The sequence below is a fragment of the Methylobacterium sp. 275MFSha3.1 genome (assembly GCF_900108435.1).
Classification (GTDB): Bacteria; Pseudomonadota; Alphaproteobacteria; order Rhizobiales; family Beijerinckiaceae; genus Methylobacterium.
Window position 1 is genome coordinate 70,380 of the sequence record NZ_FNWP01000003.1, and the last position, 22,909, is coordinate 93,288.

A 22,909-nucleotide genomic window follows, 5' to 3' on the forward strand; every position below is an offset into this window, starting at 1 on the left:
ACCGCGGGACGACGACGCACGTTGCGCCGCCGGGGTCTGACGAATAAGGAAAAGCGTCAGTCAGCCAGCCTGGCCGAGAGCGGGCGGAACGGAGATCCTGCCGATGCGGGTGGTCGACCTCGATCGCGAGACGGTCAAGCAGGGGCTCGATGACGGCTCGATGCTGATCATCGACGTCCGTGAGCCGCACGAGTACGAGGCCGGGCACATCCCCGGCGCCGTTTCGCACCCGCTCTCCGGCTTCGACCCGCAGGCGGTCGCGGCCCTCGTAGCCGAGGATGGCCGGCGGGCGGTGTTCTCGTGCGCCTCGGGCGTCCGCTCGGTTCACGCGCTCATGGCGGCGCAGAATGCCGGGCTCGACCTCGCCGAACACTACAAGGGCGGTTTCAAGGACTGGTACAGCGCGGGCGAAACGATCGCCTGATCTGCCGTTTCAATCCGGCTCGCGGGACCGTGATGTGCGTTCGCGCACAAGCAACACCGTCGACCGCGGGTTACGGCGCACCCGCGGCGGAACAATCGTCAAGCTCGGCGCGACCGGACGGTCGGCCAACGGACAGCAGGACCCGATGCGCAGCCGGCTTCCCAGCCTACTCACCGTCTTGTCAGGCCTGATCGCGGCTCTCGCGGCAGGCCCCCTCGCGACTCCGGCCCGCGCGCAGGCGCCGGGCGGCCCGCCGCCCAAGGTCACCGTGGCCAAGCCCGTGGTGCGCCAGATCGTCGAGCAGGATCAGTATACCGGCCGCTTCGACGCGATCGATTACGTCGAGGTTCGCGCCCGCGTCACCGGCTACCTCGAGAAGATCAACTTCGTCGACGGCCAGACGGTGAAGAAGGGCGACGTCCTGTTCGTGATCGACCGGCGCCCCTACAAGGCGGCGCTGGAGCAGGCCCAGGCGGCCCTGGCCTCCGCCAAGGCGCGCCAGTCCTTCTCGCAGACGGACCTGGAGCGCGCGCAGACCCTGTCCCGCAGCGGCAACATCTCCGAGCAGGTCACCGACCAGCGCCGGCAGGCCTCGCAGACCGCCCAGGCCGACGTCGACAGCGCCCAGGCCGCCCTCAACAACGCCCAGCTGAACTACGACTTCAGCGAGGTGAAGGCGCCGATCAACGGCCGCATCAGCCGCCGCCTGGTGACCGAGGGCAACATCGTCAGCGCCGACCAGACCATGCTGACGACGATCGTGTCTCTCGACCCGATCTATTTCAGCTACACCGTCGATGAGAAGTCGTTCCTCAAGTACCAGAACAGCCTCGGCATCGGCATGGGCCAGACCCAGCAGGGTAAGGGCGTGCCGATCCTGATCGCCCTGTCCGGCGAGGCGAAGCCCACTCGCAAGGGCACGCTCGACTTCGTCGACAACCGCGTCGACAACGCCACCGGCACGATCCTGCTGCGCGCGACCGTCCCGAACCCCGACCTGTTCATCAAGCCCGGCCTGTTCGGCATCGTCTCGATGCCGGCGACCAAGCCGTTCCAAGGCATCCTGCTGCCCGACGACGCCGTGGCGGCCAACCAGGACAAGCGGATCGTCTACATCGTCGGGCCCGAGAACGTGATCCAGCAGAAGGACGTCGTGCTGGGACCGAAGGTCGACGGCTACCGGGTGATCCAGTCAGGGCTGAAGGGCGACGAGACCGTGGTGGTCAACGGCCTGTCTCGTGTCCGTCCGGGCGCGAAGGTCACCCCCGAGACGATCGAATTGCCCCCAAGCAAGACCTGAGCCCCCGGGGCTCGACACGAACGCCTTCGTGCGCGCCGCGCGGCGCGCCCCGCACCGACGACGCAGGGCCCCGTCCGGGAGACCGGCGGGCCTCAGAGGTTTGACCGATGCGTTTCGCCCATTTCTTCGTCGACAGACCGATCTTCGCGTCCGTCACGTCGATCGTCTTCCTGATCCTCGGCTTCGTGGCCTACGAGAGCCTGCCGGTCTCGCAGTACCCTGAGATCGTGCCGCCGACCGTGACGGTGCGCGCCTCCTATCCGGGTGCCAACGCCGAGACGGTGGCCGCCACGATCGCGACGCCGATCGAGCAGGAGGTCAACGGCGTCGACAACATGCTCTACATGACGTCGTTGTCGACCAACGACGGCAACATGCTGCTGACCGTTACCTTCAAGGTCGGCACCAACCTCGATATCGCGAACGTGCTGGTGCAGAACCGGCTTTCTGTGGCGCAACCGCGCCTGCCGCCGGACGTCCGCAACCTCGGCGTCACGGTCCGCAAGGCGTCGCCCGACCTGATGCTGGTCGTGCACCTCCTCTCCCCGAACAAGACCTACGACCAGAACTACCTCGCCAACTACATCTACCTGAACATCCGCGACGAGCTGCTGCGCCTCGACGGCGTCGGCGACATCACGATCTTCGGCGGTAACGAGTACGCCGAGCGCGTCTGGGTCGACCCGAACAAGCTGGCCGCCTACGGCCTCTCGGTCACCGACGTCACGACGGCCCTGCAGGAGCAGAACGTGCAGGTGGCCGCCGGCCAGCTGAACGGTCCGCCGGCCGCCAAGGGCGAGGCGTTCCAGCTCGTTGTGCAGTCGCAGGCCCGGTTCAAGACGCCCGAGCAGTTCGCCGAGGTGATCATCAAGGCGCAGGACGGGCGCCTCGTCCGGGTCAAGGACATCGCCCGCGTCGAGATGGGCCAGAAGGACTACACGACCAACTCGTTCCTCAACGACACGCCCGCGGTCGGCATCGGCGCCTTCCAGCGGCCGGGCACCAACGCGCTCGACGCGGCGGCGTCGGTCAAGAAGGTGATGGAGGAGGTCAAGAAGAACTTCCCGCCGGACGTCGAGTACCGCATCGCCTACAACCCGACGGAGTTCATCGAGGAATCGATCCACGAGGTCTACAAGACCCTGTTCGAGGCGGTCGGCCTCGTGGTCATCGTGGTGCTGGTGTTCCTCCAGAGCTGGCGGACCGCCCTGATCCCGGTCATCGCGATCCCGGTCTCGCTGATCGGCACCTTCGCGGCGATGGCGGCCTTCGGCTTCTCGCTGAACAACCTGACCCTGTTCGGGCTCGTTCTCGCCATCGGCATCGTGGTCGACGACGCCATCGTGGTGGTGGAGAACGTCGAGCGCAACATGGCCGAGGGCCTGTCGCCGGGCGACGCCGCCCACAAGACCATGGACGAGGTCGGCGGCGCGGTCATCGCCATCGCGCTGGTGCTCGCTGCGGTGTTCGTGCCGACAGCGTTCATCCCGGGCATCTCGGGCCAGTTCTACAAGCAGTTCGCGCTCACCATCGCGGCCTCGACCCTGATCTCGGCCTTCAACTCGCTGACCCTGTCGCCGGCGCTCTGCAAGCTGCTGCTGGTGCCCCACCACGCCCGCAAGGAGCCGAAGTTCTTCCTGACCCGGTTCGTGAACTGGCTGGCGAACGGCTTCAACCGCGCCTTCGACGCCACGTCGAACGCCTACGGCCGGACGATCCGGGTGCTCACCGGCGGGATCGTGGGCTTGGGCGTGATGCTGCTGGTCTACGCCGCGGTGATCGCCGGGACGCTCCACCTCGCGCAGACGACCCCCACGGGCTTCATCCCGGACCAGGATCAGGGCTACCTGATCGGCGTCGTCCAGCTCCCGTCCGGCTCCTCCCTCGACCGCACCACGGAGGTGTGCCTGCGTGCCGCCAAGCAGGCCCGGACGGTCGACGGCGTGGCCAACGCGGTGATCATCGCGGGCTTCGACGGCGCGACCTTCACCAACACGACCAATGCCGGCGTGATGTTCCTGACCCTCAAGGGGGCGAAGGAGCGCGCGGAAGTGGGTCGGAGCGCGGCCGTCATCACCGGCGACGTGCTGAAGGCCACCTCGGACATCCAGGAGGCGCGGGTCATCGTCATCCCGCCCCCGCCCGTGCGCGGTCTCGGCAACGGCGGCGGCTTCAAGATGCAGATCGAGAGCCGCCAGTCCTCGGATATCGGCCCGCTCATGGCCGCCGCCGGCGAGGTGATCGCCCAGGCGAACCAGAGCGCGGACGTGCAGCGCGTGTTCACGACCTTCGACAACTCGACGCCGCAGCTCTTCCTCGACATCGACCGCACCATCGCGCGGATGCTGAACGTGCCGCTGGCCAACGTGTTCTCGTCGGTCCAGGCGGATCTCGGCGGCACCTACGTCAACGATTTCAACACCCTGGGCCGCATCTACCAGGTGCGCCTGCAGGGCGACGCGGCGTTCCGCACGTCGGTGCAGGACATCTCGCAGATCAAGGTGCGCTCCTCCACCGGCGCCCTGGTGCCGATGGGCACCCTCGCCTCGGTGCGGGACGTGACCGGTCCGCAGATCGTGCAGCGGTTCAACCTGTACTATTCGGTCCCGGTGCAGGGCGTGGCCAAGCCCGGCGTCTCCACCGGACAGGCGCTCACCGCCATGGAGGAGATCGCCAAGAAGGCGCTGCCCGACGGCTACTCGTACGACTGGACCGAGATCGCCTACCAGCAGAAGGCGGCGAGCGGCACGGCCGGCGCGGTCTTCGCCCTCGGCGTGCTTCTGGTCTTCCTCGTGCTCGCCGCGCAGTACGAATCCTGGGCGCTGCCGCTCGCGATCCTGCTGGTGGTGCCGACCGGCGTGCTCGCCGCGCTCGCGGGCGTGCAGTTCCGGGGGCAGGACAACAACATCCTGACCCAGATCGGCCTGATCGTGCTCATCGGCCTCGCGGCGAAGAACGCGATCCTGATCGTCGAGTTCGCACACGACATCGAGCAGCGGGAGCATCGCGGCCCGGTCGAGGCGGCGGTCGAGGCCTGCCGTCTCCGCCTGCGCCCGATCCTGATGACCGCCTTCGCGTTCATCCTCGGCACGCTGCCGCTGGTCGTGGCGACCGGCCCCGGCGCCGAGATGCGCCAGGCGCTCGGCACCGCGGTGTTCTTCGGGATGATCGGCGCGACCTTCTTCGGCCTGTTCCTGACCCCGGTCTTCTACGTGGTGATCCGCCACTTCTCGATCTGGCTGGGCCGGTTCCGGAAGAAGCACACGCACGGCGATCCCGGCGGCGCCGCCCCGGCCCACGGCTGACGGCATACGCCCCCCGGGCCGCGGAACGATGGAAGCCGCGCCGGATCCGCGAGGATCGGGCGCGGCTTCCGCGCGACGGGCGGGGACGCCCGGTGTAGAGGCTCGCGGCATGCACGTCCTCGGTCGCCTGATTCTCGGGGCCTTCGCCCTCCTGCTCGCGGTCCCCGCGGGCCTCGCGGTCCTGGTGCTGGCGCTGCTCGTCGACCCGGCCGCGCAGGCCTGGCTGTCCGGCGGGGCGCTCGCCGGACTCGACATGGCCCTGTCGGACCTCTCGGCCGGGCTGCCGCCGGAGGGGCTCGCCCTGCTCCTCGCCGGCCTCGCCAAGGCGCTGTTCGCGCTGCTGTTCGTGCCCCCGGCCGTGATCGGCCTCGGTGGTGAGATCCTCGGGCGCCGCGGCCTGCTGTGGTACGGCGCCGGCTGCGGACTGCTCACCGCCGCCCTCCCCTGGCTGACGCGCGGCGCGCTCCGGTCCGGCGGCGCCCGCGACGCCGCCCTCCTCGCGGGCGAGGCGCGCCTGACGCTGATCCTGTTCGCGGTCGGTGCCAGCGCCGGCCTGGTCTACTGGCTGGTCGCCGGGCGCGGCGCGGGGCTCCTCCGAGACGGGCATCGCCCCGAGGGGGCCTGACGCCGCCCGGCACGTCGCCCTTGGCCGCGGACACGCGGGCGCGCTACAGGGGAGCCGCCACGACACGGTTCCCGATGCTCGCCCTCCGCTCTCTCGCCTTCAACGTCTGCTTCTACGTCGTCACGACGGTCCTGGCCTTCGCCGGCCTGCCCATGCTGGTCTCCGGCCGGTCGGTGCTGCGGCTCGCCCGCGCCTGGGGGCGGATCACCCTGTGGCTCCTGCGGGTCGTCGCGGGAACGCGGGTCGAGTTCCGCGGGCTGGAGAACATCCCGGCCGGCCCCCTGCTGGTGGCGGCCAAGCACCAGTCGGCCCTGGAGACGCTGGCCCTCTGCACGGTGCTGCCGAACTTCGCCTACATCCTGAAGAAGGAGCTGCTGCTCATCCCGCTGATCGGCTGGTACCTGTCGCGCAGCGGCATGGTGGCGATCGACCGGTCGAAGGGCAGCCGGGCCATGAGCCTGATGAACGCCGCCGCCGGCGCGGCGATCCGGGACGGCCGCCAGCTCATCATCTTCCCCGAGGGCACCCGGCGTCCGGTCGGGGCGCCGCCCGCCTACAAGCAGGGGCTCTCGCACCTCTACACCGCCCTGAACGTGCCCTGCCTGCCCGTGGCGCTGAACACCGGCCTGTTCTGGTCGCGCAACAGCCTCGTGCGCCGGCCGGGCCGGGCGGTGATCGAGTTCCTGCAGCCCATCCCGCCGGGCCTGCCCCGCCAGGAGTTCCAGGCTTTGGCCCAGGAGCGACTCGAGACGGCCTCGAACGCCCTCGTCGCGGGCGGCCTCCAGGGCCTCGCGGCCGAGGGGCACGCCGTGCCGGCCGACGAGGCGCCGGCCGCCGCAGACGCCCGACGCTGAGCCGTTCGCGAGCGCGGTTTTCCGCGTCGGACCGGCGCCCGGCGGCTTGTGGATAACGGGCATCGTCGCCACATCTCGCTCTAGGAACGTCGCCCTTGACGCCTGTGGATATCGCGCGTTAGGTTAGAACAAATGGCGAACAGAAGAGCCCTGTCCTGGTCGGCCGCGCTCCGCGACCTGAAGGACGATCGCACCCGGAGGCAGGATGTGCGTGAAGAACGCCTCAAGACGACCGCGGGTCTGCGCGGCTCCCCCGCGCTCCCGCTCTCGGCCTGGCGCGGCCGCTCCGGCCGGCGCTACGTGGTCGGTGTCCACCCGGCCGGCGGCTTCGACCTCGACGAGATGGCGCAGGCCGTGGTGATCGCCGTCCGCCGGGACAACGCCGGCATCGCCGAGATGGTCTCGGTGGCGAGTTCCAGCGAGAGCCCGCGCGACCATCTGCGCCGGACCTGGCTCGACCGTGTCCGCCGCCGGGGTGCCACCGAGATGCACGTCCACCGCCTCGCTGAGAACGAGGCCGAGCGGACGGCGATCGTCGAGGATCTGCAGGTCGACACCGTCGAGCCGGCGCAGGTCTGACCGGGAACGCGCCGCGCGCGGACGGATCGCGTCCGCGGCGGTCGACCCGTGGCGGTGCTGCCCCAGTTTCGCCCCTTGCGTGGCCACAAGCCGGGGTCACGATGTCCCCGTGGGGACGGGTCGGGGAGCGGAACGCATGGTGCAGGATCGGACGCGGCCGGAGGGTGCCGCTGAGACAGCTCCGGTACGGGGCGCGCGGCGATCCCGGCGGGGGCTGTTCCTGCCCTACATCCTGCTCGCCCTCGTGGTCGTGGGCTGGTCGGCCGGCTGGCTATGGATGCGGGAGCGCGCGGCCAGCGAGATCGATGGCTGGATCGCCCGCGAGGCGACCGCCGGACGCACCTGGACCTGCGCGGACCGATCCCTCGGCGGCTACCCGTTCCGCCTGGAGCTGCGCTGCAGCGCCGTGACCCTCGAGCGCGCCGACGGGCGCTTCCGGCTCGGGCCGAGCACGGCGGTGGCGCAGATCTACCAGCCCCGCCTGGTCGTCTTCGAGAGCGCGGGCCCGTTCCACGTCGAGCAGGGCCCGCTGACCGGCGACGCGTCCTGGACCGCGCTCCAGGGCAGCTTCCACGGCGCCGCGGGGGGCTTCAGCCGCGCGTCCCTGGTCGTCGACAAGCCCGACATCACCGTGAAGGGCGCCGAGCCCGGCCCGATCGCGGTCTCGGGGCGGCACCTCGAGCTGCATGCCCGGCCGAGCCCGGGCCGCTTCGACTCCGACGGCGCCGTGGATGTCAGCCTGCGCCTGAATCAGGCGACGGTTCCGCAGCTCGACGCGGTCACCGGAACGCAGGATCCGGCCGACCTCGCCCTGGACGCGACCCTGACGCAGGCGACCGTGCTGCGCACCGGGACGGTGGCGCGCGAGCTGGAGCGCTGGCGTCAGGCCGGCGGTGCCCTGGACCTGTCGGCCCTGTCGCTCGCCAAGGGCCCGCAGCGCGTCCAGGCGAAGGGCACGCTCGCCCTCGACGCCGCCCACCGGCCCGCCGGACAGATCGACCTGCGGGCGGCCGGCGTCGACGCGCTGGTCGGCAGCATCGTCGGCCAGCGCTTCGGCTCGGACCGGGGCGCCCTGGTAGGCCAGCTGGTCGGCGGGCTCCTGGGGCTGGCCCAGCGCCCCGGCCCCGACGCGCCGGCCGACGGGACGCCGCTGAAGGCGCTCCCGCCCCTGCGGCTCGTCGACGGCAAGCTCGTCTTCAGCGGCTTCCCGATCCCGAACGTCTACGTGCCGGCCCTGTACTAGGCGAGCGGCCCTGCCGGCCGGCACTGCCGGGTGGGCGGTGCGGGCGCGACCGGTATGACCGCTCGGCGCGCCGCGGGCCTGCTCGTCGGTGCGGGATCGGCTATAGGAGGCCGATGGCCTCCTCCCCGCCCCCGACCCGCGTGAAGATCTGCGGGCTCAGCACCGAAGCGACCCTGACCGCCGCTCTGGAGGCCGGGGCGGACTGGATCGGCCTCGTGCACTTCCCCCGCAGTCCCCGGCACGTGGCGCTGGCGGGGGCCGCCGCGCTGTCCGCTCTGGCCCGCGGCCGGGCCGAGCGGGTCATCCTGCTCGTCGATCCGGACGACGCGCTTCTCGCCGCGTCCGTCGAGGCGGTGGATCCGGATCTGGTCCAGCTCCACGGCCGGGAGAGCCCGGAGCGCGTCGCGGCGATCCGTGCCCGGACAGGACGGCCGGTGATGAAGGCGCTCGGCATCGCGACGTCGGCGGATCTCGCGGCCCTGCCGGCCTACGCGGCGGTCGCCGACCGGATCCTGCTGGACGCCAAGGCGCCGCCGGACGCCGCCCTGCCGGGTGGCAACGGCCGGCGCTTCGATTGGGAGATCCTGCGCGGCGCCGCGCTCCCGCCCGGGACCATGCTGTCGGGCGGACTGGATGCCGGAAACGTGGCCGACGCCCTCGCCCGCACGGGGATCGGCGCCGTCGACGTCTCGTCTGGGGTCGAGACGGCGCCCGGGGTGAAGGATCCGGCGAAGATCGCGGCCTTCGTGGCGGCGGCGCGCGGCCTGCGCTGAGGGGACCGCCTCAGCGCGGGGCCGGCAGGGCCGTCCGGCCGGTATTCGGGACCGTGTAGACGCCCGAGGTCTCGGTCTCCGGCGCGTAGGCCCGCAGGCGGGTCGCCTCGCGCTCGTGCCGGACGGCCTCGCGGCGGTGATAGCGCGCCCGCGCGCGGGTCTTGCCCTGGCCGAGCCACGTGAAGATGCCGCCCACCACGATCCCCAGGGCCACCGCGCCGAACAGGATCGCGTAGAGCGGGAGATCGACGCTGAAGACTGGCGCGTCTACGTTGAACGGATCGAAGGAGAGCCGCACCGGCGCGCGATTGGCCACCGCCAGGAGGATCACCAGGGCGGCGATCGGCAGCAGCACGAGGCTCTTCAGGAAACGGATCATCGCGCTCACAGGTCCTTCCTACTCGGCGGCCGAGGCATTCTCGCCGATCCCGGCTGCGTTCAGGCGCTGGCGCATCTCCTTGCCGGTCTTGAACACGGGGATCGCCTTCTCGGACACGGCAACGGCGGCACCCGTGCGCGGGTTGCGTCCCCGGCGCGCCTCCCGGCGCTTGACCGAGAAGGCGCCGAAGCCGCGCAGCTCGACCCGGTCGCCGCGGGCCAGCGCGTCGGAAATGGTGTCGAGGATCGCGTTGACCAGGATCTCCACGTCGCGCTGGTAGAGATGCGGGTTCTGCTCGGCGATCTTGAGGACGAGCTCCGACTTGATCATGGCGTGGGATCTTCTCGCGGGATCGGGGCGGGCTGCGCGGCGGCGGTCGTTCAGGGTTCCGGGCGCCAGAGGGCGAGCATCCCGCCCCGGGCGGCCTCGGCCTCGGCGCCGACGGACCGCAGCCGCGCCGCGAGGCCTTCCAGGCCGAGGAGGTCGGCGCCGATCCCGGCGGCCGACCACAGGGAGAACCGGCTCTCCGAGGCAGGCTTCCAGTCCTTGATCGGCAGGTTCGTCTGGACGCCGCGGGCGCTCTCCAGCCACGCCACCGCCTGCCGCTCGCCGCCGAGCTCGTCGACGAGCTTCAGCGGCACGCTCTGGCGCCCGCTGAACACCCGTCCGTCCGAGACGGTGCTGAGCTGGGCCGGATCCATGCCGCGGCGCTCCGCGACGAGGCCCTTGAACCACGCGTAGGTGTCGCCCACCACGGAGGCCAGCGCGGCGCGCGCCTCCGGCGAGGTCGGGGTGAAGCCCGAGGGCTCGGCCTTGAGCGGCGACGACTTCACCGACTCGACCTTGACGCCGACCTTGTCCAGCAGGCCCGAGAAGTCGGGGTACTGGAACAGCACGCCGATCGAGCCGACCAGGCTGGTCTCGCGCGCGACGATGTGATCGGCCGCGATCGCGGTGATGTAGGCGCCGGACGCGGCGGTGCCGTCCACGAAGGCCACGATCGGCTTCTTGGCGGCGAGCGCTCGGAGGTTGCGGAAGATCTCCTCCGAGCCCGTGGTCGTGCCGCCGGGCGAGTTGATCGAGACGATCACGCCCTTCACGGCGTCCGAATCGCCGACCCGCTTCATCAGCTTGGCGGTGGCCTCGCTCCCGGCGATGAAGCCCGAGACGGAGATGCGGGCGATCTGGGGCTGCACCGCGAAGGCGCCGTCCGCGCCCGTCCGCACCCGGTACCCGAGGGCCCCGACCGCCACGATGAGGCCGCCGACGCCGAGCACGCGCCAGAGGGACAACCTGCGGCGCAGGCGCCGCCGGTCAATCAGCAGTTCGGCATCGGCTGCCATGCTGTCGCTTCCCCTAAAGCACCCCGACCGGCCCCTCGACGGGGTGCGGGAGCCGTCCCCCCGCGCCGGGCAAGTCCTTGGTTTCCTTCGGCTCGCTCCGTCCGAGCCGTGCGAGGCCGGTGTTCTAGAGCATTTTCCGCGGGCGTGGATACGGGGCGCGCGAAGAAAATGACGGGGCGGCCCGTCGCTGTCGCGTCGGGCGGCACGACCGGACCGGCCGCGCGGCCCCGGCAACCTTGGATTGCCGGCGCGCAAAGAAAAACCCGCGCGGGACCGGGGTCCCGCGCGGGTCTCAACGCGGCGGATCCGCCGCCCGGACAGGCCGGGCGGCAGGGGCCGTCTCTCACTCGTCGTCGGAGCGCTTCTTGTTGAAGGCGGCACCGAGGATGTCGCCGAGGGAGGCACCCGAATCGGCAGAGCCGAACTGGGCCATGGCCTCCTTCTCCTCGGCGACCTCGAGGGCCTTGATCGAGACCTGCACGCGGCGGGCCTTCCGGTCGAACTGGACGACGCGGGCGTCGAACTTCTCGCCGGTGGCGAAGCGCTCGGGGCGCTGGTCGCCGCGGTCGCGGGCGAGTTCGGCCCGGCGGATGAAGGTCTGCATGTCGGTGTCGACGATCTTCACCTCGACGCCGGCATCCTTGACCTCGACCACCTCACAGGTGACGATCTGACCCTTCTTGATCTCGCCGGCCTCGGCGAAGGGGTCACCGCCGAGCTGCTTCACGCCCAGCGAGATCCGCTCCTTCTCGACGTCGACGTCGAGAACCTGGGCGCGGACCATGTCGCCCTTCTTGAACTCCTCGATGACCTGCTCGCCGGGACGGTTCCAGTCGAGATCCGACAGGTGGACCATGCCGTCGACGTCGCCCTCGAGGCCGATGAACAGGCCGAACTCGGTCTTGTTCTTGACCTCGCCCTCGACCTCGGAACCGACCGGGTGCTTCTCGGCGAAGGCCTCCCAGGGGTTCTGCAGGGTCTGCTTGAGGCCCAGCGAGATGCGGCGCTTGACCGGATCGACCTCCAGGATCTGAACCTCGACCTCCTGGGAGGTGGAGACGATCTTGCCCGGATGGACGTTCTTCTTGGTCCAGCTCATCTCGGAGACGTGGATCAGGCCCTCGATCCCCGGCTCCAGCTCCACGAAGGCGCCGTAATCGGTGATGTTGGTCACGCGGCCCTTGAGCTTGGCGCCCTCCGGGTAGCGGGCGGCGATGCCCTCCCACGGATCGGCGAGCAGCTGCTTGATGCCGAGCGAGATGCGGTGCGTCTCGTGGTTGATCTTGATGATCTTGACCTTCACGGTCTGGCCGATCGTGACCACCTCGGACGGGTGGTTCACGCGGCGCCACGCCATGTCGGTGACGTGCAGCAGGCCGTCGATCCCGCCGAGGTCGACGAACGCGCCGTACTCGGTGATGTTCTTGACGACGCCGTCGATGACCTGACCTTCCTCAAGGTTGGCCACCAGCTCGGAGCGCTGCTCGGCGCGGCTCTCCTCGAGGACGGTGCGGCGCGACACGACGATGTTGCCGCGGCGGCGATCCATCTTGAGGATTTGGAACGGCTGCGGGGTGCCCAGCAGCGGGGTGACGTCGCGGACCGGGCGGATGTCGACCTGCGAGCGCGGCAGGAACGCCACGGCGCCGTCGAGGTCGACCGTGTAGCCGCCCTTGACCTGGTTGAAGATCGTGCCGGTGACGCGGTCGTTGTTCTCGAACGACTTCTCGAGCTTGACCCAGCTCTCCTCGCGGCGCGCCTTGTCGCGCGAGATGACGGCCTCGCCGAGCGCGTTCTCGATCCGGTCGACGTAGACCTCGACCTCGTCGCCGACCTTCAGCTCGCCCTCGCGGCCGGGACCGGTGAATTCCTTGAGCGCGACACGGCCTTCCGTCTTGGCGCCGATGTCGATGACGGCCACGTCCTTCTCGATCGCGACGACGCGACCCTTGACGACGGAGCCTTCGGTGATCTCGTGTTCGAGGAAGCTCTCCTCGAGGAGGGCTGCGAAATCCTCGCGGCTCGGGCCACGCCCCAGAGCGGTACCTGCGGTCATTCTGTCTCCTGAACGGCCCCCGGCGGAGGCCCGTTGCGTCGGCGGCTCGCGTTGCAGGCGCCCCCGTTCGCCGCGGCCTTCCCGGAGTCTTTCGGGAGAGGCGACCGGTCCCGCGGGACCCGGTTTGCCGACGCGTCGATACGGATGACGAGGGCGGTCCGTCCGGCGGCCCGGCGGGCGCGCCAGAAGACGAGCGCGCGAGGGCGGATCCGGGAGGACGCGCGTCCCTTACAGCATCGGCCTTGCGACTTCAACCGATTAGGGTTTTAGGCTCGCGGGGCGGAGGACGGTCCGCGGGCTCCGGGCGATATCGGTGGTCTTGCCGCCGGCCGCAGATCCGGCAAACTTGTCCGCCGTCGAACGTTTGCGGTCGCGCTTCCGCCGGCCGAGGGGGCAACCCCGCTCGACCGAGGTCCGCGCCGGTCGGCGATCCGGGGCGTAAGGGGGTGAAGCGTGGGTTGTTCTGATCTCGACTCTCGGGCTGCCCGCCGTCGGCGCGGCGGCACCACGCGCTCCGCGCGATCCGGGGCCTGAGCCCCCGATGCCGAACGGGTACAACGCCCCGATGGAGATGCTGGCGCGCAAGCTCGACAGCATCGCGCGCCTCACCGAGTCCGACCGCGCGGCGCTCCTCGATCTGCCGCACACGGTCCGGAACCTGCCGGCCCGCCACGACATCGTCCGGTTCGGCGACCGGCCGACCCACAGCTGCCTCGTCCTCCAGGGCTGGGTCTACCGCTACGCCGCCCTCGCCGAGGGGGGGCGGCAGATCCTGTCGTTCTACATCGCTGGCGACCTGCCGGACCTGCAGAGCCTCCACCTGCACCGGATGGATCACAACCTCGCCACCCTGACGCCCTGCGTCGTGGCGCTGATCGCGCACGACGACCTGCGCGCGGTCCTCCTGCGCAATCCGGGGCTCGCCGGCACCCTCTGGCGCGACAGCCTCATCGACGCCGCCCATTACCGGGAGCGCATCACCAGCCTCGGGCGGCGGCAGGCGCTCGGCCGCGTGGCCCACCTGTTCTGCGAACTGTACCTGCGGCAGAAGGCGGTCGGGCTCGCGCGCGGCCTGAGCTGCCCGCTGGTGCCTAAGCAGTCCGAACTCGCCGACGCGCTCGGTCTGACCAGCGTGCACCTGAACCGGGTCCTGCGCACCCTGCGCGGACGCGGGCTCGTCACGCTCAGCGGCGGCCTCCTGACGATCGAGGACTGGGACGCGCTGGCGGAGGTCGCGGAGTTCGACCAGACCTTCCTGCACCTCGCGAACAACCCGATCCCGGCCCGCGAGGCCGCCGAGGCGGTCTAGGGGGCGGGCCGGCGGACTGTCCGGCGGGCTGTCCGGTGGGGGCGCGCCTCAGGCGGCCCGGGCCAGCGTATCGGGGGCCTCGGTCACCTCGTCGGTGTGGACGTCGAACCGGACCAAGTGGGCGGCGCCGAAGCTCGTCGTCAGGGCGCAGTCGGTGGCGTCGCGCCCGCGGGCCATGACGATGCGGCCGATGCGGGGCCGGTTGTGGCGGGCGTCGAACGTGTACCAGCGCGGTCCCTCGGGCCCCTCGAGGAAGACCTCGAACCACGCCGAGAAGTCCATCGGCGCCGGGTCCTTCGGCACGCCGATATCGCCGAGGTATCCGGTGGCGTAGCGGGCCGGGATGTTCATGCACCGGCACAGGGTGATCGCCAGATGCGCGAAGTCCCGGCACACGCCGACGCCCTGCGTGTAGCCGTCGAAGGCGGTGCGGGTCGCGTCGGCCTGCTGGTAGTCGAAGCGCAGGCGGGTGTGGGCGAAGTCGACGATCGCCTGGACGCGGGCCCAGCCCTCCGGCGTGCCGCCGAACAGGGACCACGCGATGCCCGACAGCTTGTCGGTGTCGCAGTAGCGGGAGCCGAGCAGGTACGGCACGACCTCGTCGGGCAGGTCCTGGACGGCGATCTGCCGGGCGCCGGGGGCCTGATCGTCCGGCAGCCCGCTGTCGGCGATCGTGAAATCGGCCGCCATGGTGATCCGGCCGCCCGGCGCGACGATGCGCGTGCAGACGTTGCCGAAGGCGTCGACGTGCTGCGACGCCGCGACCGGCGGATCGAAGGCGATCACCTCCGGCGTCAGGAGGTCGCCCCGCCGCTCCGGGCGCACGTTGAGGAGCAGGTTCATCGGCGTGGGGCCGAACGTGTCGAAGGCGATCGAGAAGCCGGTGCGGATATGCATCGTCGGGGACCGTGAGGAAGGACGCCGGCCGATGGAGCGGCAGGCGGGTCGTTACAGTACAGGGCCCAATAAGCCGCGAGCCGGGGTCGAGTTCCGTCGATCAGGTCAGTTCAAGCCGGTTTGAACTGCCCGAATATTTGGCAGAGCGGTGCCCGCGCCGGACGTGCCGCGCCCGGACCGGCCGGCATCCGATGAGCCATGCGAGAGCCTTGCGGGAGCCATGCGGCAGGCAGTGGGCGGGGCTGCGGTGAAGCGGGGCAGTCCGTCACCGCGCCATGTTGCAACGCACACGGCGCCCTCTTATCCCAGGCCGCTCGACTCCAGGGCCTGCCGGCACCGCCCGGCCCGGCCTGCTGCCAGACGATCGACGCCCATGACGCCCGACAAGCTTTCCCTGCCGAAGGACAAGATCCGCGTCCTGCTGCTCGAGGGCATCAACGACAGCGCCGTGGCGCTGATGCGGGCGGCCGGCTACACCAACCTGACCCGCCTGCCGAAGGCGCTGGACCGGGAGGCCCTGCACGAGGCGCTCCAGGGCGTGCACATGGTGGGCATCCGCTCGCGCACGCAGCTCGACGCGGCCGCCTTCGAGGCGGCGGACCGGCTCCTGGCCGTGGGCTGCTTCTCGGTCGGCACCAACCAGGTCGACCTGGACGCGGCGCGCCACCGCGGCATCCCCGTCTTCAACGCGCCTTTCTCCAACACCCGCTCGGTGGCGGAGCTGACGATCGGCGAGATCGTGATGCTGCTGCGCCGGATCGTTCCGCGCTCGGTGGGCGCCCACGCGGGCCGCTGGGACAAGTCGGCGGTGGGCTCGCTGGAGGTGCGCGGCAAGACGCTAGGCATCGTCGGCTACGGCAATATCGGCACGCAGCTCTCGACCCTGGCCGAGGCCATGGGCATGCGGGTGCTGTTCTACGACCACACCGACAAGCTGCGCCACGGCAACACCGAGCCGGTCGAGACGCTGCACGCCCTGCTGGCGCAGAGCGACGTCGTCTCGCTGCACGTGCCGGAGACCGACGCCACCGCCAACATGATCGGCGCCGCCGAGATCCGGGCGATGAAGCCCGGCGCCTTCCTGATCAATAACGCCCGGGGCACCGTGGTCGATCTCGAGGCGCTGGCCGCGGCCCTGCGCGACGGCCATCTCAAGGGCGCGGCCGTCGACGTCTTCCCGGTGGAGCCCGGTTCGAACGCCGAAGCGTTCGTGAGCCCGCTCCAGGGCCTCGAGAACGTGATCCTCACCCCGCATATCGGCGGCTCCACCGAGGAGGCGCAGGAGCGGATCGGCTCCGAGGTGGCGCGCAAGCTCGTGGACTATTCCGATATCGGCTCGACGGTCGGCGCGGTGAACTTCCCGCAGGTGCAGCTCCCGGCCCGTCCGACCGGGACGCGATTCATCCACGTCCAGCGCAACCTGCCCGGTATGCTCGGGCGGCTCAACGACGTGTTCTCCCGCGGCCACGTCAACATTGCCGCGCAGTTCTACCAGACCGACGGCGAGGTCGGTTACGTGGTGCTGGAGACCGACGCCACCGACGCGGATGCCGAGGCGCTGCTCACCGAGATCCGCGCCATCCCGGGGACGATCCGGGCCCGCCTCCTCTACGAGCGCCGCTGATCCCGAGCCGCGCGCGGGAATTTACGATGCGCGCGTGAACGCGGCGGGTCTTGCCGCGTTCGTCTTGCGCGGCCAAGCTGGCCGCTGTTCAAGTCAGGGACGGCACCATCGACGGCCACGGCCGGTCGAGCGCCCGGCCGGCGGAGGAATTGCGGTGACGAAGCGTGTAGCGTGCGCATGGGCCGGCCTCGTGCTCGGCATCGTCGGGTCGGTCTCGGTCGTCTCCGGCGCGTCGGCGGATTGCCTGCGCCGGGTCTACAACCGGTCGAACCTCGTTCTGGTCGCCCGTCAGGACGGCGGGCCGCCCGCCACGCTGCTGCCCGGCCAGTCGCTCCCGGTGCGGCTGGCGCGGCCGGGCCAGATCGACATCGCGGCCTATTGCGGTGCGCCGGGCGCGGGCGGGACCCCGGTCACCCAGCGGACCTTCGATTACGAGGCGGTGCTCGACCGCTGCTTCGTCCGGTTCGGGGGCGACCTGTTCGTGCCGCAGATCGGGCGCGGCTTCATCGGTCTCCAGGAGACGGCCCCGTTCACCGTCAACAACCCGCGCCAGGGCGACATCATCCTCGGGCCCGCGGCCGGCGCGTCTTGCCCGCTGCCGGCCGCCGCTCCCGTGCTGAGCCGCCGGGGTTGAGCATCAGAGATAGTGCCGGAAGACGACGCCCGCGTCGTCGGTCGCGCCCGGTTGCGCGGGCGACACCGGCCCGATGAACGGGCTCGCGAGGCGCAGGGCCACGAGTCCGAGGGCTGCGAGCGCCGGGGCGAGCAGGCGGAACGGGCGAGCGAGCATGGACGCCTCCGTCGCGCCGCCGATTCCGCCCGCGTCGTGCGGACAGACTGGATGCGCCTGTGAAGGATCGCACCTTACGGCCGAGCTGGACGTGCCGAAGCGCACATGGGTAACGTTAAGGTCGTGCCCGGATCGCGGTGCCTGCGGGGACGACGTGACGGTCGGGCGCTTGCGTCCATCACCTCGCTGGCAAGTCCGCCGATGCCCTCCTATGCTGCCTACATCGGGGGCTGCCTGGGATCGCGCTGCACGGGCCGCGGCGGCGCTTCCCGGGTAGAACCGACTGCGTGAACGAGGACGCGCGTATGCTGACCCAGACAGGCAACTCGATTCTCCGAGGCGATCTCGGCGTCGAGGAGACCACCGAGTCCGACAACATCGTCCGCTGGGACGGCGAGCGGCTCTACGTGGAGCAGGACGTCTACCACAACGGGCAACTGGTTCACCGCAAGTACCGCCGCACCGTCACCGAGCCCGTCGCCCACGCGCTCTGGGCGATCATCAACCGCGCCAAGCAGTGAGCTGGCAGTGAGCTGGCGGGCGCGTCGCGGACGCGCCCGCCCGATCCGGGCTTCCGCCAGCCCCGGCCGCGCCGGAGTGGAGCCTCGCGGACGTGTTCGGTGAGCCACGGCGAGTCGGGGACTGGATCTTCGAGCGGTGCGGCAGGAGACGCCGCCTGTATCGGTTGCGCGGCGGGACGTTCGGTCCCGGATCCCGGTCCCTGCGTCCCAGATCCCCGCTGTCCTCCACGATCCCGCGGCGGTGCGTCCCAGCCCGAGGCGCGGCCGCACCGACATCCCGTCCGCGACGGGCGCTCCGGGCTCAGTCCGAGACCGCGCGCAGCTAGGCGGCGGCGGCCGCCGTCGGTGCGACGAGGGTGAGATGGGCCGGCCGCAGCGCCTCGAGGCGGTCATGGGCGTTGTCGAACGCGGCCCGGATCGTCGTGCCAGCGTCCTCGACGGCGACCAGCACCGCCAGCTTCTGGGCGGTGGCCCGATCGGCGAGACCGCGCGCGGCCGTGACGAGCGACTGCTCCAGGCTCAGGAATTCCGTCTCGGCATCTTTCCCGGCCTCGCGCGCCACCGACGCGAGGCGGTCCAGTACGGCTTCCAGGGCGTGGCGCAGGACAAGCGTCCGCACGCGCTCCTGCAGGAGCGCCCTCTCGTCGATCTTCATCGGAATCGGTCCGGGTTCGGGAACACGGCCAAGCTCTCATACTTCGGGGCCGTGTGCAGCCACCTTTTTGCAACAGCGCAATACTGTCTCGCGACATGAGCGCTCCGCGGGTTCAACGTCTCGCGGGCCCGATCCGGCACAGTTGTTCTACAATCGTGTGCCGAGTATTTGGGCATTTCCAGAATCGAATGCGCCGTCTCGACAGATTCAGCGCACAGAAACGCCCGCGTGGAGGCCCGGTTCGCCGTCCGAATACCTCCGCTCCGGCAGGGGCGATGCTGGGGCCGCATCGCTCGAGCCACCGTCCGACCCGGGCCCACGGCGTCTGGAGGGCGCTCCGCGGGTCAGTACGGCGTGCCGCCCCGGCGCCGCTCCCGCAGGGCCTCGGCGTGCCATTCCAGCTCATCGAGGAAGCGGCCGGCCGCCGCCGCGAGCCAGGGCTCGGCGGGGACGCCCTGCGCGTCGATGACCTTCTGGAGTCGCGGGATCGGCAGAAGGGAGGGGATGCTGGACATGCCCATCTCGGCGAGCATGGCCCGCAGCGGCATCGCGGCCCGGACGCCGCCGAACTGGCCGGCCGAGTAGCAGCAGATGGCCGAGGGCCGCCAGAAATACTCCTCGAGGAAGTGATCGAGGGTGTTCGACAGTGCCGGCGGCACACCGTGGTTGTACTCGGCCGTGACGACCAGGAAGGCGTCGGCGCGGCGGAAGAGGTCGGCGCAGCGCTGCAGGGGCTCCGGCGCCGTCCCGGCCGGGTATTCCTTGTACATCCGGTCGAGGAGCGGGAGCGCCAGCTCGGCCGGATCGACAAGGGGGGCGGCGTGGCCGCGGGACTCCAGCTGCGCGATCAGGAAGCGCGCGGCGCGGATGCCGATGCGGTCGGTCCGAACGCTGCCGAGGATCACGGGGACGGTCAGGGCCATGGCGCTCTCCGGTTGCCCCGATCATGCCAGAGGCGGCCGCGCCGCTCCAGCCGCGGGCCGGGCCCGGGATCGTCAGACCTTGGTGGTGCTGGTCAGCGCGGCCGCGATGCCGAGCGGTCCGCCGGCCGCGTAGGCGGTCACCGCCTTGGTCACCTGCAGCAGGAAGGATTGCAGGTCGCTGCCGCTGCCGGTCGCCGTCGCGGGATCGGCGGTCGCGGTGGCGGACGTGCTGGTGGACGTGCTCGCGGGCGAGACCGCGGATGAGGCCGCGGACGGGTCGGTCGCGGTGCCGGCCTGGGCCGCACCCTCGCTCTGCTCGGCATCTGAGACCGGCCGGTGGCCGTGATGGCCGCGATGGTGATGGACGGCGGACGCGCCGCCCGCGGCCTGACCGGGCGCCGTACCGGTGGCGGTGCCGGTCGTCGACGTGTCGTCGGCGTTGGCCGCGGCTTCCGCGGGCGCCGTGACGCCGTTCTGCAGCCCCATCTGGCTGAAGTCCGACTGCAGCTGGAGGAGCGACGCCATCAGGTCGTTCGACAGGGTCGGCGTCGAGGCCGTCCCGGTCGACGGGGCGGTGTCGTCCGCGGCCGCCTGCTTGCCGGTCTCCTGGTTCGCCGTCGCGGCGGTGCCGACATCGAGGCGGGCAACGTTCGCCGCCCGCGCCTGCCTGAGGGCGCTGACGAGATCCCGCTGAAGTGAACTGCCCGAAACCGTGTTGACCGACATGGTACGCCTCCGCGACCGCCCTCACGGTGGTCAGGCACGGGTCGTTCCAGAATTTTCCCAATGATTTCAGCGGCGGGTCCGGGCTCTCGGCCGGCAGGATCGGCCGAGCGGCAGAATCTGCCGGCCGCGCCCGCCGACAGATACCGCATCGGCACGGATCCGGTCGGGTCGCGCGCGCCGGTCGTCGCGACGGCGCAGCTTCTCGGGCGGTGCCGCGGTCGCCGCCACGGAGATCCGAGCCCGTCCGCATCGTCTCGCGCGGTTCCCGAACAGCCGCGACGTGCCGCCGTCGTCGCGCGATTGTCCGAAGTAGAACAGTCGATCGATCGCTCTATCGCAGTCGCGATGAGCGGAGGTGCGTGTGTCGTTCTATTCGCGCGCCACGGCTCAGCTCTCGAGCGTGGCCGGAACAACTGCGCCCGGAACGATGAGTACACTGTCGGGTTGGCTCCTTGCTGGTCACCACGAGGTGCACATGACGACCAAGCCACCGCCCGTTCCGCCGGCCAACCGGTCCGACAAGGGCCCCGGCAGCGCCACCGAAGCGCCGCTCACGCAGGGGCGCGCCGGATCCCAGACCGAGGATCCGGACAAAGTCGGCCAGGCCGGAAACTCCAAGGTGAACACCACCAACCAGGGCTACCAGCAGGATCGCTGACCGCCCGATCCGCGCGGGCACCGCGAGCCGCCGTGCCCGAGACGTGTTGATCCGCATCGGAGAATGATCATGGCGAATGCCAGTCGGCACAAAGTCGGTCCCGGCGCTCAGGGCAAGGGGACCGGATCCGGGGCCATGTCGGACCTGCCCGAAGGCGTGCTGCCGGAGAACATGGTGCTCAGCAATCGCGACAAGTCGCGGCACAGCGACGAGCGCGGGCTGGACAGCAAGAACGTCCAGACCGAGCAGTACCAGGACCACGCCGGCAACCGGCAGGTGGTTGCCGAGACGGACGCCGACACCGACGGCAACACGAGCGGCCTCGCGAACCCGAAGACGGACGAGTCCGGGGCGCAGAGCAGCCTCAAGGCCCAGCAGCACTCGTAGGTCTCCGGCTCACGAGCGGCGCGGCGCGCCGCTCTCCGATTTGTGGCGGGACAAAAGGAAGCGGGATTGGCCGTCTCGGGCGCGACGTTGATCACAGTAGACGCAACACAGCCTGAGTGGCGACCATGAACACGACAGTCACAGCGATCGCGTCGGCAATCCTTGCCGGCGCTCTTCTCGGGGCGCCGACCGGAGCCCAGGCGCAGGCGGGCAGCTTCGCCAACCACGGCTTCGGCAACCACAATTTCGGAGCCGCGGCCGTCGGCGGCGGCGGCTTCAGCAGTCCCGGTGTCGGGGCCGGCGCCGCGGGCGGCGGCTTCGCCAACCGGGGCTTCGGCAATCACGCCTTCGGGCCGGCTGCCGGTGCCGGAGGGGGTAGCTTCGCCAATAACGGCTTCGGCAACCACAATTTCGGCCGACCGGCTGTCGGCGGCGGATTCGCCAATCCCGGGTTTGGGCACGGGCTCGGCGCCCACCGGGGCTACGGTCATCATCGCCATTACGGCTACAACCGCGGCTACTACGGCCGCCCCTACGGCTACGGCTACGGCTACGGACGGGGCGGATACGGGCTCGGCGGGCTCGGCCTCGGCGTCGCCGTGGGCGGTCTGTACGGCGGCTACGGTTATCCGGGATACGGCTACGACACCGGGTACTACGGCGGTTATGCGCCCGTCACGTACGGCTACGCCGACACCGAGACCTACCGTGTCGCGGACGACGACCGCTACTGCGCGCGCCGGTTCCGATCCTACGATCCGCAGAGCGGAACCTATCTCGGCCGGGATGGACGTCGCCACCGCTGCCGGTGAGCCGCGACCGTCCTGACGACGGCCGCATCCGGCTCGGACCATCCCCGCAGACGCCGCGGCGTCGGCGGGGATGAAGGTGCCATCGTCACGACCGGCCGGGACGGCGCGGCGGATCGCCGGCGCTAGGCGTCCGCCTCGCTCGCGTCATCCCCGCCGGTCGCACCCAGTGCGGGCCCAGGCCGATACGCGTCGAGCGTCGCGTAGGCATCGGTGTCGGTGAGCCCGAGCCGTTCCATGTCGGTCAGGAAAGACAGGATGTCGGCGTCGACCGGCTCGCCGCTCTCCTTGCGCTCGATCAGGGTATTGACCAGCTCGAGGGCGCTGATCGACGTGGCGCTGGGTTCGTTCGCATCGGGGAAAGCCATGGCCGGTCTCTCGCAGGAGGGCTCCGGGAACTAGGTCACCGCGAGGCCATCGGCCACACGCGACGGTCGTCGCGATCGACCACAGTCGATGTCGCCGCGCGCTCCGACAGCGCCATGCTGCATCCGTCACATCGTCGGATGCGACGTCGGCGCGCTCTCGCGGTACAGGGCCTCGTGCTGCCACGTGGGATGGTGGGCGTCCGGTCCGACGTGCCGGCCGACATACAGGGACGCGAGCAGGCCGAGCAGGAGGAACAGACCGATGGTCACCGCGTCCGGATGCCGGCGCGCGCTGTGGATGCCGAAGCACCCCAGCGTGAAGACGGCCGCCAGGGCCAGGGAACCGAGCATGCCGCCCGAC

The 22,909-nt window shown here is 70.8% G+C and carries 26 protein-coding genes; 15 read left to right on the forward strand and 11 right to left on the reverse strand.

Features of this window, described 5'->3' with window-relative positions; translation table 11 throughout:
* Positions 1 to 103: 103 nt before the first annotated feature.
* The 8 genes from BLW78_RS03235 to BLW78_RS03270 all read left to right on the forward strand — a co-directional run bounded on the left by BLW78_RS03235 (position 104) and on the right by BLW78_RS03270 (position 9,103).
* Complete coding sequence (locus BLW78_RS03235; RefSeq protein ID WP_091676630.1) at positions 104 to 424, forward strand: rhodanese-like domain-containing protein; 321 nt, start codon at positions 104 to 106, stop codon at positions 422 to 424.
* Between the two features lie 145 nt (positions 425 to 569).
* Entirely contained in the window at positions 570 to 1,724 is a 1,155-nt protein-coding gene (locus BLW78_RS03240; protein WP_091676637.1) for an efflux RND transporter periplasmic adaptor subunit, read from the forward strand.
* 107 nt (positions 1,725 to 1,831) lie between these two features.
* The gene (locus tag BLW78_RS03245; protein WP_056530065.1) at positions 1,832 to 5,029 is read left to right on the forward strand and encodes an efflux RND transporter permease subunit; all 3,198 of its coding nucleotides are present in this window, start codon (positions 1,832 to 1,834) and stop codon (positions 5,027 to 5,029) included.
* Positions 5,030 to 5,138: 109 nt separating this feature from the next.
* A complete protein-coding gene (locus tag BLW78_RS03250; RefSeq protein ID WP_091676639.1) occupies positions 5,139 to 5,654 on the forward strand; it encodes a hypothetical protein in 516 nt (171 codons plus the stop codon).
* A 74-nt stretch (positions 5,655 to 5,728) separates the two neighbouring features.
* Complete coding sequence (locus BLW78_RS03255; protein WP_091676642.1) at positions 5,729 to 6,508, forward strand: lysophospholipid acyltransferase family protein; 780 nt, start codon at positions 5,729 to 5,731, stop codon at positions 6,506 to 6,508.
* A gap of 132 nt (positions 6,509 to 6,640) precedes the next feature.
* Positions 6,641 to 7,087: a hypothetical protein gene (locus BLW78_RS03260; RefSeq protein ID WP_012319408.1), complete on the forward strand. Its 447-nt coding sequence runs from the start codon at positions 6,641 to 6,643 to the stop codon at positions 7,085 to 7,087.
* Between the two features lie 136 nt (positions 7,088 to 7,223).
* On the forward strand, positions 7,224 to 8,330 hold the full coding sequence (locus tag BLW78_RS03265) for a DUF2125 domain-containing protein (RefSeq protein WP_091676644.1): 1,107 nt from the start codon (positions 7,224 to 7,226) through the stop codon (positions 8,328 to 8,330).
* Positions 8,331 to 8,443: 113 nt separating this feature from the next.
* Positions 8,444 to 9,103, forward strand: coding sequence for a phosphoribosylanthranilate isomerase (locus tag BLW78_RS03270; protein WP_091676647.1), 660 nt, complete (start codon positions 8,444 to 8,446; stop codon positions 9,101 to 9,103).
* A 10-nt stretch (positions 9,104 to 9,113) separates the two neighbouring features.
* Here the strand turns inward: BLW78_RS03270 and BLW78_RS03275 are convergent, their stop codons facing one another.
* From BLW78_RS03275 to rpsA, 4 genes are all read right to left on the reverse strand, one after another.
* On the reverse strand, positions 9,114 to 9,482 hold the full coding sequence (locus BLW78_RS03275; protein ID WP_026604778.1) for a LapA family protein: 369 nt from the start codon (positions 9,480 to 9,482) through the stop codon (positions 9,114 to 9,116).
* An 18-nt stretch (positions 9,483 to 9,500) separates the two neighbouring features.
* Positions 9,501 to 9,812, reverse strand: a complete 312-nt coding sequence (locus BLW78_RS03280) for an integration host factor subunit beta (RefSeq protein WP_012319412.1) — start codon at positions 9,810 to 9,812, stop codon at positions 9,501 to 9,503.
* 50 nt (positions 9,813 to 9,862) lie between these two features.
* Positions 9,863 to 10,825 (reverse strand): signal peptide peptidase SppA, encoded by a 963-nt coding sequence (gene sppA, locus BLW78_RS03285; protein ID WP_020092171.1) that lies wholly within the window; start codon positions 10,823 to 10,825, stop codon positions 9,863 to 9,865.
* A 343-nt stretch (positions 10,826 to 11,168) separates the two neighbouring features.
* Positions 11,169 to 12,881, reverse strand: coding sequence for a 30S ribosomal protein S1 (gene rpsA, locus BLW78_RS03290; RefSeq protein WP_010683172.1), 1,713 nt, complete (start codon positions 12,879 to 12,881; stop codon positions 11,169 to 11,171).
* A gap of 541 nt (positions 12,882 to 13,422) precedes the next feature.
* On the opposite strand from rpsA, the gene BLW78_RS03295 reads away from it, so the two are divergent.
* Positions 13,423 to 14,190 carry a Crp/Fnr family transcriptional regulator gene (locus BLW78_RS03295; protein ID WP_091676650.1) on the forward strand — a complete coding sequence of 256 codons (768 nt, stop codon included), beginning with the start codon at positions 13,423 to 13,425 and terminating at the stop codon, positions 14,188 to 14,190.
* Positions 14,191 to 14,238: 48 nt separating this feature from the next.
* Here the strand turns inward: BLW78_RS03295 and BLW78_RS03300 are convergent, their stop codons facing one another.
* On the reverse strand, positions 14,239 to 15,087 hold the full coding sequence (locus BLW78_RS03300) for a transglutaminase-like domain-containing protein (RefSeq protein ID WP_091676652.1): 849 nt from the start codon (positions 15,085 to 15,087) through the stop codon (positions 14,239 to 14,241).
* A 373-nt stretch (positions 15,088 to 15,460) separates the two neighbouring features.
* Between BLW78_RS03300 and serA the strand changes: the two genes are divergently transcribed.
* Positions 15,461 to 16,711, forward strand: a complete 1,251-nt coding sequence (serA, locus tag BLW78_RS03305) for a phosphoglycerate dehydrogenase (RefSeq protein ID WP_091676655.1) — start codon at positions 15,461 to 15,463, stop codon at positions 16,709 to 16,711.
* A gap of 154 nt (positions 16,712 to 16,865) precedes the next feature.
* On the forward strand, positions 16,866 to 17,345 hold the full coding sequence (locus BLW78_RS03310; protein WP_056530092.1) for a hypothetical protein: 480 nt from the start codon (positions 16,866 to 16,868) through the stop codon (positions 17,343 to 17,345).
* A gap of 3 nt (positions 17,346 to 17,348) precedes the next feature.
* Here BLW78_RS03310 and BLW78_RS31275 read toward each other — a convergent pair whose 3' ends face one another.
* On the reverse strand, positions 17,349 to 17,501 hold the full coding sequence (locus BLW78_RS31275) for a hypothetical protein (RefSeq protein ID WP_165923077.1): 153 nt from the start codon (positions 17,499 to 17,501) through the stop codon (positions 17,349 to 17,351).
* 305 nt (positions 17,502 to 17,806) lie between these two features.
* Between BLW78_RS31275 and BLW78_RS03315 the strand changes: the two genes are divergently transcribed.
* On the forward strand, positions 17,807 to 18,022 hold the full coding sequence (locus BLW78_RS03315; RefSeq protein WP_020092165.1) for a hypothetical protein: 216 nt from the start codon (positions 17,807 to 17,809) through the stop codon (positions 18,020 to 18,022).
* 322 nt (positions 18,023 to 18,344) lie between these two features.
* Here the strand turns inward: BLW78_RS03315 and BLW78_RS03320 are convergent, their stop codons facing one another.
* The 3 genes from BLW78_RS03320 to BLW78_RS03330 form a co-directional block, all read right to left on the reverse strand.
* On the reverse strand, positions 18,345 to 18,677 hold the full coding sequence (locus tag BLW78_RS03320) for a hypothetical protein (protein ID WP_091676657.1): 333 nt from the start codon (positions 18,675 to 18,677) through the stop codon (positions 18,345 to 18,347).
* 344 nt (positions 18,678 to 19,021) lie between these two features.
* Positions 19,022 to 19,600 (reverse strand): NADPH-dependent FMN reductase, encoded by a 579-nt coding sequence (locus tag BLW78_RS03325; protein WP_091676658.1) that lies wholly within the window; start codon positions 19,598 to 19,600, stop codon positions 19,022 to 19,024.
* A 72-nt stretch (positions 19,601 to 19,672) separates the two neighbouring features.
* Complete coding sequence (locus BLW78_RS03330; RefSeq protein WP_091676661.1) at positions 19,673 to 20,326, reverse strand: cell wall anchor protein; 654 nt, start codon at positions 20,324 to 20,326, stop codon at positions 19,673 to 19,675.
* A 475-nt stretch (positions 20,327 to 20,801) separates the two neighbouring features.
* On the opposite strand from BLW78_RS03330, the gene BLW78_RS03335 reads away from it, so the two are divergent.
* The 3 genes from BLW78_RS03335 to BLW78_RS03345 all read left to right on the forward strand — a co-directional run bounded on the left by BLW78_RS03335 (position 20,802) and on the right by BLW78_RS03345 (position 22,183).
* Positions 20,802 to 20,984 (forward strand): hypothetical protein, encoded by a 183-nt coding sequence (locus BLW78_RS03335; protein WP_091676663.1) that lies wholly within the window; start codon positions 20,802 to 20,804, stop codon positions 20,982 to 20,984.
* A 69-nt stretch (positions 20,985 to 21,053) separates the two neighbouring features.
* Positions 21,054 to 21,371, forward strand: coding sequence for a hypothetical protein (locus tag BLW78_RS03340; protein WP_026604776.1), 318 nt, complete (start codon positions 21,054 to 21,056; stop codon positions 21,369 to 21,371).
* Between the two features lie 125 nt (positions 21,372 to 21,496).
* Entirely contained in the window at positions 21,497 to 22,183 is a 687-nt protein-coding gene (locus BLW78_RS03345) for a BA14K family protein (RefSeq protein ID WP_091676666.1), read from the forward strand.
* Between the two features lie 122 nt (positions 22,184 to 22,305).
* On the opposite strand, the gene BLW78_RS03350 is transcribed toward BLW78_RS03345, so the two are convergent.
* Both BLW78_RS03350 and BLW78_RS03355 read right to left on the reverse strand, forming a co-directional pair.
* Positions 22,306 to 22,548: a hypothetical protein gene (locus tag BLW78_RS03350; RefSeq protein ID WP_056530108.1), complete on the reverse strand. Its 243-nt coding sequence runs from the start codon at positions 22,546 to 22,548 to the stop codon at positions 22,306 to 22,308.
* Positions 22,549 to 22,674: 126 nt separating this feature from the next.
* Positions 22,675 to 22,899, reverse strand: coding sequence for a hypothetical protein (locus BLW78_RS03355; RefSeq protein WP_244526756.1), 225 nt, complete (start codon positions 22,897 to 22,899; stop codon positions 22,675 to 22,677).
* Between the last annotated feature and the right edge of the window lie 10 nt (positions 22,900 to 22,909).